Below are 10,207 nucleotides of genomic sequence, written 5' to 3'. Positions count from 1 at the left end.
TTTTAGAAAGTGGATGACCTTGTAAATGGTTTGCTTAGATCTCCCTAGAGATTTTGCAATATCGCCAACTTTCTTGTTTTCTTGGTAGTAAGCCTCTATCATTACGAGTTCGTTTGTGGTAAGATAGGTGTAGGTCATTTATGGTAGTTCCTCTCAGACAAATGTGGTGTTTATCTGAGCCTATCATAAATGGCTTTTTTCCGTCTAGCTTAATTTTACAAATTGGGCCATATAAAAAACACTCCTGTTTCTAGTTTACTAAATTTCAACAGGAGTATTTTTCTTGTGTCTCAATTGTTGGGTGCAGTACCTTTTTGTTGACTATTAGTTTCAATTCTTAAAGAATTGATAAAAGTTTGGCATAAGTTGTGTAACGAGCTGTGTCGGCTCATAAAGGACGAATTTTTTAGCTTTTCTTGTTGTTAATAAGTTAGCTTCCTTTAAAATTTGCAAATGTCTGGAGACACTGGAATTACTCATTAATAAAATTTGAGCCAAAGATTGTGTCGTACTTGGTTTATCAATGACATAATTCATAATTTGCAAGCGGACAGGATCACTTAGAGCTTTAAAAATAGTAATCAAATTTTCCGGTGTGGCGTTATAGTAACTCGGCTGCTCAGTAATATCATAAGTAATAGCAAGCCCTTGGTCGAAAGTTTCAACAAAGAGGTGAGGCCAAATAAAATAACTTGGTAATAGCATAATAGAATCACTATCTTGCAGTTGGATTTCTTGCTCAAACGGCTTAATAACAACCAGCTCATCCTCTTTCCAATGGATGCGGTCAACCTGTAAATGATTAAACATTTCGATTAAACCGTTTTTTCTTAAAAAAGAAGATTGCTTCTGAATTTCATCTAGCAATTTCTGCTGAATGGCCTTCTCTTTCCAAGTGTTATCAAATATTTCTTGTCGGTACCAATCAATAAAGGAAAAAAGTCGTTGGTAGACATCAGAAGCATCCTTTTTTAAATCCTTAAGCAGCTGTTTATCGTTACTCAATGAGAAATCCTTCCACTCTAATCCTTTTGCCAATGTCGGAATGAAGAAATTTTCTCGGTCACTGGTTACTTTTTCCAAATGCTCAATTAGCTGAGCAGCAGGCAACTCACTAAGAAATTTCTTTAGATTTTGTATCTCTTCTTCAATCGTTGTCGCATGATAGCGAAAATTGCAAAGCAAGATAGGGGAAACACCGAGTTCATAAAAGAGTTGAAAATAGTGAAGGTTCTCATGGAAATCGTCTGTCAACTTGTCTTGTATCCCAATCACCCAGTCAATATTAGTTCCATGATGACGGGGGTTTAATAAGACATGTAAACTTCTAAACAGTTCATTTAAGGGAGAATAGACAAATTGTATCCTTTGTGTCAGCGTTTCATCCGTTTTCCGAGCATAATGGCTAAATTGAACTGTAATAGCCATGGGCACACTCCCTCCTAACGATTCGATATTTCTAGAATCGATTGATTATAGGTTGTCTTCATTGTATCATAGTTTGAGATAAAGGAGGGAAGTAAAATGACAAAACGGTTTCAAGATTCACTGATAACAGTTATCGCAGGTATGGGAATGTTGTTATCCACCCTTGATACAGGTATTATCAATGTCGCTTTATCCTTTTTGAAGGGACAATTTCAAACGACAACTAACATAGCATCGTTTACAATAACCGGCTATACGTTAGCATTAGCTATCTCTATCCTACCTTTAGGAGTATTAAGCGACAAATTTGGAAAGTTAAAGATTTCCTATTTAGGATTTGTACTTTTTGGACTGAGTTCACTATTTTGTGGATTTGCCAATAGTATTGGCTGGCTCATTGCTGGCCGGATTTTTCAAGGCATAGGGGCTGCCGCTCTACAAGCTACTTCAGCAGCTCTGATCACTACTTTAGTCTCTGAAGATCGTAAAAACAGCGCTATTAGCATTTTAGGCGTTATGATTGGCCTAGGGCCTGTGCTGGGCCCGTCTTTAGGAGGTATATTACTTTCTTTAAATCTTTGGCGCTTTATCTTCTGGCTAAATGTTCCTTTTGCAATCCTCGGAATAATATGCAATCACTACCTTCTTAACAAGGTCTCCGAAGAGACTAGTAAACGAACATTAGATACTCTTGGAACAGTAGTCAATGCTACCGTGCTAGTTTGCCTTTTATTGGGATTGTCTTTGTTAAGTAAATCTAATCTGTTAGTAGTTAGTCTTATCTTAATCATATCCAGCCTGTTCCTCGGAATCATCTTTTACCATGTTGAATTTAGGAATAAACAGGCACTTGTTGATGTTGAGGGATTAAAAAACAACCCACAAGTAATCTCCTATCTTTTGCAAACGGTCGCCTTTGGTTTTGCTTCTGCCATGATATTTTTACTTCCTCCCTTTATTTTTGAACAATTATATCATTTAGGAGTGGGACAGACTGGCTTTCTTGTGCTAGGCGCACCAGCAGGATTAGTAATCTTTTCAAGGCTATCAGGGAAGTACAATGACGGTAGCAAAAATAAAGCCTTTAATCATTTAGGTCTCGGAATTATTATTGCTTCTTTGCTTTTCCTTTTGCTACTCACTCCTAGCTGGCCTTATTTCTTCTTAACTTTAGGATTGTTTATTTATGGTATTGGTGGCGGCTATTTCCAGCCTGCCAATATTGCTAGTATTATGCAAGCTAGCCCTATGGAAATGCAAGGCAGCACGGGAGCTTTACAGCGAATGGTACAAAATGTTGCCATTTCAGCTGGTTCCGCTATTGGCTCAACTTGCTTAAACCTTTGGTCCAATAATCTTTTATTAGCCACTCGAATTGGCTGGGGCATTACACTGGCTCTAGTCATTATCAGTTTAAAAGAAATGATACATTTCTCAAATCATGATAATTAAGACAATAAAAACCAGCTGTTCAGATTAAGCTGGTTCTTTATTTTTAGATAAGCTTACACATTTTCATTCTTCAGCTTCAAGAGAAGTCAGGAAGCCAGGCAATAAGTTATCAAATGTCTGTTGATTTAATTTTACAAACTTATTTTGCCCTACCTTCCTTGTATTTGTAAGGCCTGCTTCACGCAGGGTTCTAAAATGGTAAGAGGCAGCTGACTTGCTAATAGCCAGCAGAGTACCAATCTCACCACAATTCAGCTCGTCCTGTTTCTGGTATAGCAGTCTGACAATATGTAGTCGAGCAGGGTCAGCCAAGGCTTTAAATATTTTGATTCTTTGTTCATCTTGATTTTTAGATAGTTCTTCGATAGTCATAAGGTTATTTTACTATTGAATTTTTTATCTGTCAATGCTACAATATTCTCATGATAGTTAAATAGTTTTTTAATTATTAAATTTAAAATGTCTTAACGGAGTCGCCAATCATGAAAAAATACTCTCTTTTATTCTTTTTAACCATGTTCATCATTGGGACAGATACATTCTTAGTATCTCCCTTGCTGCCAACTCTAACCAAATTGTACAGGATAGATTCCTCCATTTCAGGTTGGATGGTTAGTGCATACGCTATTGGCTATGCTGTTTTCGCACTTATCTCAGGTCCAATTTCTGATGGTAGAGATAGGAAGAAAGTAATGACTTACGGATTAGCCGCTTTCGCTACTTCAACATTCCTATGCGGATTTGCAACTAGCTTCCCTCTTATGCTTCTTTTCCGCTTATTTGCAGGCATCAGTGCTTCATTTGTAACCCCTCAGGTTTGGGCATCTATTCCAATTGTAGTAGATAAGAGTCATATTGTTCAAGTCATGGGTTATGCGACTGCAGGTTTATCTGTTTCTCAAATGGCTGGTGTCCCAATTGGCGGTTACCTTGCCAGCTTTTCTTGGCAAACACCATTCTATACTATTGCAGCAGCTTCTCTTATATTACTCATTTTAATTCATGTTTATCTGCCTAAACTTGAAATCAGTCAGGCTAATAGAATTTCATTTACAGAGGCCTATAAAAATATTTTAACCAATAGAAAATCTGTGAGTTATCTTGTTGCGTATTTTGTATTTCAAACAGGTTCATTTACAGCTATTACCTTTATTTCAACATGGTTTACACATGATTTTCATATGAGCCTGACAACCATTAGTACAGCTATTATTGCCATTGGGGCAGGGAATTTATTTGGTTCTCTTTTCGGCAGCCAAATCGTTAAACGTTTCGGTCTGCAAAAGACATTCAGAACGGAACTAATGACACTCACCATTCTTTATTTAATATTACCATTGGCACAGAATTTTTGGATTGCTGAAATTTTATTAACGATTATTTATATTAATAATGGTTTTGTCTTCCCGTTGTTCATGACAACCCTACAGGGAACTGTCGAAAACGCACGCAGTACGATCTCTTCATTGTCAAATGCAGCTATGTACCTAGGAGAAACCATTGCCGGCATTGTTGGAGGAGTTCTCTTTGTAGCTTTTACAGGGTTCTCAGGAATTTCCATCTTTGCCGCTATCATGATTGCCTTATCTTGGTTGCTTTATGCTCAAGCAGGAGCGTTTAAGAAAAACTAACTATAGATTAGCATTCTCTTAGTTCCTTCGTGTGTTAAATTAAGTTAGATTAGTTAGTATGACTTAGAGGAACTTGGTAAGGGTTTTATAGTTTAAAGACTTTCTTATACTTGTAGTAGAAATCAGTTTTAATGACAGTTGACAAAATTCTCAGTATAGCATATACTGGGGATTTTTTTATTATTATTGCCTAGAGACGACTGACGTGGAAATGGAATCAACGCTATTTGTCATCATTTGTAGCGAATAGCTTAAGTTGCCAAGTATGTAATTTACAGGGCTGTCAAGTTGTGACAAGCACTATCTTGTCGATCTTTTTTTATTAGATATAAATTTTTTATATATAAAACATTGACACATGCAAGAAAATATTTTATAGTTTATGTAAAAAAATATATAAAAATTTTGTATATATGGGAGAAAGCGAGAAGTATATGACAGCAATAATTTTAAAAACTCAAGGCCTGAGCAAGGCCTTCTCAGGTCGTGAAATCCTGAAAAACTGCAATCTGCATGTCCAAACAGGCACTATTTACGGTCTCCTAGGCGCTAACGGAGCCGGGAAAACGACTATTTTCAAAGCCGTTACCGGCCTTATCAAGCCGACAGCCGGCCAAATTACCATTTTCGGGCAGGACGCAGCTGCTCAGGGCTCAGCTATTCTGGCCGATATCGGGCTTCTGATTGAGACGCCGATTTTCTACGAGCACTTATCCGCCAAGGACAATCTGTCTATTCACCTAGCCTATATGGACCGAGAAGGTCAGGATATTGAGGCAGCTCTCAGGAGAGTTGGGCTGGCCGATACGGGCCAACAGCCGGTCTCTAAGTTTTCCCTGGGGATGCGCCAACGCCTGGCTATTGCCCGGGCGATTGTCCACCAGCCCAAACTGCTCATCTTGGACGAGCCGATCAACGGCCTGGATCCCATGGGCATCCGGGAGATGCGGACACTCTTTCAGACCTTGGCTGATGAAGGCATGACCCTGATGATTTCCAGCCACATTCTCAGCGAGATTGAACACGTAGCCGATACCATCGGTGTGCTAGCTGAGGGCCGGATTGTCCGGGAAGTGCCGATGGAGCAAATCAGAAAAGAAAATCCAAACGGCCTAGAAGACTATTTCTTATCTATCATGACAGGAGGTACACATGCTTAAACTGATCAAACTGGAACTCAAACGTACTAATATTAAGCCCTATGTCATCGGGGCCATATCAATCACCGTATTTATCACCGCTATCTTACATATCATAGGTTTTGCCAGTAAGGATTCAACAGAGATAGACGTCGGCGATTCTCCCTTAGCCACTTCCGGTGCTTTTGTCAGCTTCTTCTCTGTTCTGATGATGGCCTGTTTTGCGGTCTTAGCCGCAGTTATGCTTGGTCGCTTAGTGGTTAATGAGTATGGCGGAAAAAATGCAGTCTTACTCTTTAGTTACCCTGTCAAACGCTCTAAGGTACTCTTGGCCAAGTTGGTGTTGGTTTCTGTCTTTACCTCTCTCAGTATGATTTTAGGAGGTCTCATCACCTTACCAGTCTTTATGGGGAGTCATGTTCTCTTTCATTTTATCCCCTTTGATTTCGACCTTAGCCTGCTTGGCTTCATGTTACTGGCTGTTTTAGGATCTAGCGTAGTCACTATTGCTGTATCAATGGCGGGTCTATGGATTGGATTGTGGAAGAACTCTCTGCCAGCCACTATTGTGTCAGTCCTTATTATTACGTCACTTTTTACCAATTTATTGGTGGGATCTATTCAGTCCAATCCTATCCTGCTTGCTATCTTAGCAGCGATTTCCGCAGTCCTGATCCTGGTGTTTTATATTATCTTGACTAGAGGGCCAGAACAGCGGGAAGTTTAAGGTAGAGGTAATCCTCAAAGAAAATCAAAAATAGACAGTCTAGCAAAAATAAGGATGACTCTATATACAGCTACACACGCAAATTTCACTACTACGAAACTGATCAAATGGGCATTCCCCATCATGCCAACTATCGCCACTACTTTGGGCATAACCTAGTTTATCTATTTTTGACCTTTACCAGTGGTGGGGTAAGTAAGACCATGAAAGGAGTTATTTCTTATGACTAAAGATACGAAAACAATCGAACCACAACCGAAACTTATCTGGCTTTATTTGGCCTGGACCTTCGGTTGGACTTGGGGCTTCTGGGTTCTGGCCATTTTCCTCAAAAATTTTTGGTCTGGCAACCCACTTGAAACCATCCTCTTTCTTATCGGCGGTTTCGGGCCAATGGTAGCCAGCATTATTACTCTCAAAAAGAAAGGTTTTAAGACTATCACAGACTTTATCTTCTCAAGTAGAAAAAGAGCATGGTTCTACTTCCTCATCTATAGTGGTGCCTTAACAGCGATTGCCGCCTTGGCCAGTGGAGGAAAGCTGATAGATGGCGCCTTAGCTGAATTACCATTGGGGATCATTTTCGTCGCCATCATGGGAGGTGGTAATGAAGAACCGGGCTGGCGAGGCTTTCTCCAGCCAGCTCTGGAGAAAAAATTTTCCTTTCCCCTAGCCACTGCGATTGTTGGTATCGTCTGGGCCATCTGGCATGTGCCCCTCTGGTTCTACGACCGAGGCCAGACCTCCTTCCCGCTCTTTTTTGTTAGCTGTATCGTCTTTGCTATCTGGTTTGCTGGACTTTACAAGAGGACAAGGTCTGTCATCGTCTGCGTGCTCTTCCACGCGCTGATTAACACCGTACCTGGAAGCCTTACTGGCATAGATGAGGCTATGGGATTTGGTGATTTGTCTCAGATCAATTTCTTCTTTTACCTGGGTGGTATTGCCCTGCTGACCCTTTTTAGTATCTATCTATGGTACCGGGCCGATTGAACAGAGAGGACAAAATACATGGCAACTAAAGTTACCAAAAACAATCAAACCACACCCTAAACTGATCTGCCCCTACCTGGCCTGGATCTTCGGCTGGAGTTGGAGCTGCTGGGGACTATGTATTCTCCTCAAGAACCTTTGGCCGGAAAATCCGCCTATGCCCTATCTGGTTCTTGAAGGGACTCTCTTTACCATCGGCGTTTTCGGACCAATGACAGCCAGTCTAATCGTGCTCAAAAAGAAGGGGCTCAAGGCTATTGCTTCCTTTATCTTCTCAGGCAGGAAAGGGACTTGGGCCTACTTTCTCATCCATGCTGGGGCCCTAATAGCCGTTTATGCCTTAGTAGCTGGTATTAGATTAGTGGATGCTGGTATTTTAGCGATATTACCATTGGAATTTATCTTTATGACCACCTTGGGAGGAGGCGTGGAAGAACCTGGCTGGTGGGGCTTCCTGCAACCAGCTTTGGAGAAAAAATTCTCCTTTCCTCTAGCGACCATACTTGTAGGTACCGTGTGGGCCCTTTGGCATCTTCCTTTCTGGTTTTATGATCCAGACTGGGGAGGCCTTGACTCCTTTCCATTCTTTTGGATCAGTCTCATTGCTGTAGCCTTCTGGCTTTCTGCTCTTTACAAAAAAGCTCAATCCCTTATCGCTTGCAACCTCTTCCATGTCTTATACAATACTGTTACCACAACCTTTGTTGGCATATCCGAAGCTACAGATGGCGATTTCTCTAAGGTCAACCCAATCTTTTACTTTGGTGGCCTGGCCCTTCTGACCCTTTACAGCATTTCTCTCTGGTATCGGACAGATAAAAAGGAAGGAAGGCAGGAGCTAAAACATTTCTGACCGAATTTTGGAAGGGATTTTCTGTGCACTTGCCTGACTATATTTTACGTCTTAAAGGATCAGTTGACAGTAAATTCCCTAGTAAACTCACAAAGGAGAAAAAATTATGATGACTGTAAAAAAGATGTCAACTTGGAAAATCCTTGGAATCTGTTTGTTAGCTTTCTTAGCTTTTATGCTTAGCGGGGCTTCTTCTGTATTGATCTATGAAGGGTCACGATTTCTTGGCATCCCCCTTGTCAGCTATGGATTATTCGGCTTTAGTTATGTAAGCCTAGCTCTACTATCTATTTATGTGCTAGCCAAAAGAATCTGTCAGCTTGACTTTGAAGAACTTGGGATAAAGCTGACCTTCCCTCGCCTATCTTGTTTCGCTGTAGCAGTCCTTATGCCACTAGCCGTACAGTTAGGTTTGCATCTGTCAGGTGGTCAAAGTTATCTGGCCGATGATTTGTACAAAGCGATCATTATAGGAGGTTTAGCTGCCCCCATTGCCGAAGAGCTATTCTTTAGAGGATTTATGATGAGACTGCTAGAAATAAACTATTCAAAAACTGTCACTATTCTCCTACCATCCTTTGCCTTTGCAGCTTTACATTTGTTAAATGGAGCCTTGAATCCTATAACAGCCCTTCAGCTCTTACTAGCTGGAACGCTAGTTGGTATTCTATTTTCCTTGGCAACCTATCTGACTGAGTCAATCGTTAATAGTATTCTGATTCATTCTGTTTGGAACCTCATCATGGGAACGGTATTATTTAAACAGCAGTCCTTCTTATTCGGTGGTAAGTATGGCGCTGATATTTCTCCCCTCGCGATTTTAGCTTATGCCATAGCCATTGCAGCTCTATTTTATCTATCTAAGAGAGGCAAGCACCAGTAACTATTTTATGAACTCAAGATTAGTTGCTCCTACAGGGAGGATTGCTCTAATAACACAAGGAGAGTTCAAATAAGTTTCTACGTTAAAATAAGAAACTTGATAGGAGGGAACTTTTTGATAAAATTAAGTTAAAATTTCAAAGTAGATGATTGTATGGAAAGGACTATGCCTGTATCGGATATGCGCTACTACAATCAAAAATTGCATGATGTTATGTGTTGGATCACAAGTTATTTTAACGTGTCACGAAAGGGGGCTTATGATAGAATAGAGGCAGGTATTCTACGACCGTTAAACAATTGGTATTATCAATCTATCCGGTAGTGTTCTGAGGAAAGACTTTATCAGGCATGAGCTGGAATTGGGTTTGCCTGCCTTCTTCATCTCGATACAGGCTAACTTAGTTTCTAACGAATACGCTTTTTTGATCATAACAAAAACACTCCTAGTCCCAGTTCACTAGATTTCAACAGGAGCGTTTTTCTTGTGTCTCATTTTATGGGGCTAGTACCCAACTCTTTTGTTATTTTTGGGGTGATCCCACTCTTATATGACTATGACTACTTTTCTTGTTTTGAAATTTCGTCTTCATAAAATTCAATTTTTTCAATCAGTTTCTCGCGATTTTCCAGTAATTCTGAAATGTTGCCGTCCAATAACTTCAAATGGGATTCCAACAATACCAGTCTTTCATGATAGGTAGCATCACCTTGTAAACGAAGGTCTGAATAGGTTTTGATGTCTTTAATAGGCATCCCTACTGCTTTTAATCGCTGAATAAACCGGAGCCATCTATAATCGCTCTCGTCATAGTAACGCCTGTTTCCCTCATCTCTCTTTGGCGATAGAAGCCCCTCTTTCTCATAGTATCGTAGAGTATGGATACTGAGATTGGTTAATTCTGATATTTTTCCGATTGAATAGTTCATTTTTCTCATTTCCCCCTTGACCTAGAGTTAACTCTAGAAGCTATAATAACCCAATTTGTAAAATTAAGCTAGACAGAAAAAAGCCATTTATGTTAGGCTCAGATAAACACCACATTTGTCTGAGAGGAACTACCATAAATGACCTACACCCATCTTACCACAAACGAACTCG

General features: G+C 40.1%; 11 protein-coding genes. 7 read left to right on the top strand and 4 right to left on the bottom strand.

Annotated features, from left to right (window positions below):
• Both AC4HAO_RS11170 and AC4HAO_RS11165 read right to left on the bottom strand, forming a co-directional pair.
• On the bottom strand, positions 1-138 hold a 138-nt coding region (locus AC4HAO_RS11170; RefSeq protein WP_491135386.1), incomplete at its 3' end, for a helix-turn-helix domain-containing protein.
• Between the two features lie 192 nt (positions 139-330).
• Positions 331-1,428, bottom strand: a complete 1,098-nt coding sequence (locus tag AC4HAO_RS11165) for an ArsR/SmtB family transcription factor (protein ID WP_491135385.1) — start codon at positions 1,426-1,428, stop codon at positions 331-333.
• A 96-nt stretch (positions 1,429-1,524) separates the two neighbouring features.
• Here AC4HAO_RS11165 and AC4HAO_RS11160 point away from each other — a divergent pair, with 96 nt between their 5' ends.
• Complete coding sequence (locus AC4HAO_RS11160; RefSeq protein ID WP_491135384.1) at positions 1,525-2,880, top strand: MFS transporter; 1,356 nt, start codon at positions 1,525-1,527, stop codon at positions 2,878-2,880.
• 63 nt (positions 2,881-2,943) lie between these two features.
• Here the strand turns inward: AC4HAO_RS11160 and AC4HAO_RS11155 are convergent, their stop codons facing one another.
• Positions 2,944-3,252, bottom strand: a complete 309-nt coding sequence (locus tag AC4HAO_RS11155) for an ArsR/SmtB family transcription factor (RefSeq protein ID WP_491135383.1) — start codon at positions 3,250-3,252, stop codon at positions 2,944-2,946.
• 110 nt (positions 3,253-3,362) lie between these two features.
• Here AC4HAO_RS11155 and AC4HAO_RS11150 point away from each other — a divergent pair, with 110 nt between their 5' ends.
• The 6 genes from AC4HAO_RS11150 to AC4HAO_RS11125 all read left to right on the top strand — a co-directional run bounded on the left by AC4HAO_RS11150 (position 3,363) and on the right by AC4HAO_RS11125 (position 9,106).
• Positions 3,363-4,511 (top strand): MFS transporter, encoded by a 1,149-nt coding sequence (locus AC4HAO_RS11150; protein WP_491135382.1) that lies wholly within the window; start codon positions 3,363-3,365, stop codon positions 4,509-4,511.
• 434 nt (positions 4,512-4,945) lie between these two features.
• The gene (locus AC4HAO_RS11145; protein WP_491135380.1) at positions 4,946-5,671 is read left to right on the top strand and encodes an ABC transporter ATP-binding protein; all 726 of its coding nucleotides are present in this window, start codon (positions 4,946-4,948) and stop codon (positions 5,669-5,671) included.
• Positions 5,664-6,377 carry an ABC transporter permease gene (locus tag AC4HAO_RS11140; RefSeq protein WP_491135379.1) on the top strand — a complete coding sequence of 238 codons (714 nt, stop codon included), beginning with the start codon at positions 5,664-5,666 and terminating at the stop codon, positions 6,375-6,377. Before AC4HAO_RS11145 ends, AC4HAO_RS11140 begins: the two co-directional genes overlap by 8 nt.
• Before the next feature lie 222 nt (positions 6,378-6,599).
• Positions 6,600-7,370, top strand: a complete 771-nt coding sequence (locus tag AC4HAO_RS11135) for a CPBP family intramembrane glutamic endopeptidase (RefSeq protein WP_491135378.1) — start codon at positions 6,600-6,602, stop codon at positions 7,368-7,370.
• Between the two features lie 157 nt (positions 7,371-7,527).
• Entirely contained in the window at positions 7,528-8,223 is a 696-nt protein-coding gene (locus AC4HAO_RS11130) for a CPBP family intramembrane glutamic endopeptidase (protein ID WP_491135377.1), read from the top strand.
• Positions 8,224-8,329: 106 nt separating this feature from the next.
• Entirely contained in the window at positions 8,330-9,106 is a 777-nt protein-coding gene (locus AC4HAO_RS11125) for a CPBP family intramembrane glutamic endopeptidase (RefSeq protein WP_491093101.1), read from the top strand.
• 560 nt (positions 9,107-9,666) lie between these two features.
• On the opposite strand, the gene AC4HAO_RS11120 is transcribed toward AC4HAO_RS11125, so the two are convergent.
• Positions 9,667-10,035 (bottom strand): MerR family transcriptional regulator, encoded by a 369-nt coding sequence (locus AC4HAO_RS11120; protein WP_491135376.1) that lies wholly within the window; start codon positions 10,033-10,035, stop codon positions 9,667-9,669.
• Positions 10,036-10,207 lie beyond the last annotated feature (172 nt).

The organism is Streptococcus sp. ELY_137 (assembly GCF_058314515.1).
Note: the sequence above shows the minus strand (reverse complement) of the source record. Positions and strands in the feature narration are given on the sequence as shown.

Coding starts and splice junctions, on each gene's coding strand:
- AC4HAO_RS11150 (WP_491135382.1), top strand. CDS start 3,363: ATGAAAAAATACTCTCTTTTATTCTTTTTAACCATGTTCATCATTGGG.
- AC4HAO_RS11125 (WP_491093101.1), top strand. CDS start 8,330: ATGATGACTGTAAAAAAGATGTCAACTTGGAAAATCCTTGGAATCTGT.
- AC4HAO_RS11145 (WP_491135380.1), top strand. CDS start 4,946: ATGACAGCAATAATTTTAAAAACTCAAGGCCTGAGCAAGGCCTTCTCA.
- AC4HAO_RS11130 (WP_491135377.1), top strand. CDS start 7,528: ATGCCCTATCTGGTTCTTGAAGGGACTCTCTTTACCATCGGCGTTTTC.
- AC4HAO_RS11165 (WP_491135385.1), bottom strand. CDS start 1,428: ATGGCTATTACAGTTCAATTTAGCCATTATGCTCGGAAAACGGATGAA.
- AC4HAO_RS11120 (WP_491135376.1), bottom strand. CDS start 10,035: ATGAACTATTCAATCGGAAAAATATCAGAATTAACCAATCTCAGTATC.
- AC4HAO_RS11140 (WP_491135379.1), top strand. CDS start 5,664: ATGCTTAAACTGATCAAACTGGAACTCAAACGTACTAATATTAAGCCC.
- AC4HAO_RS11135 (WP_491135378.1), top strand. CDS start 6,600: ATGACTAAAGATACGAAAACAATCGAACCACAACCGAAACTTATCTGG.
- AC4HAO_RS11160 (WP_491135384.1), top strand. CDS start 1,525: ATGACAAAACGGTTTCAAGATTCACTGATAACAGTTATCGCAGGTATG.
- AC4HAO_RS11155 (WP_491135383.1), bottom strand. CDS start 3,252: ATGACTATCGAAGAACTATCTAAAAATCAAGATGAACAAAGAATCAAA.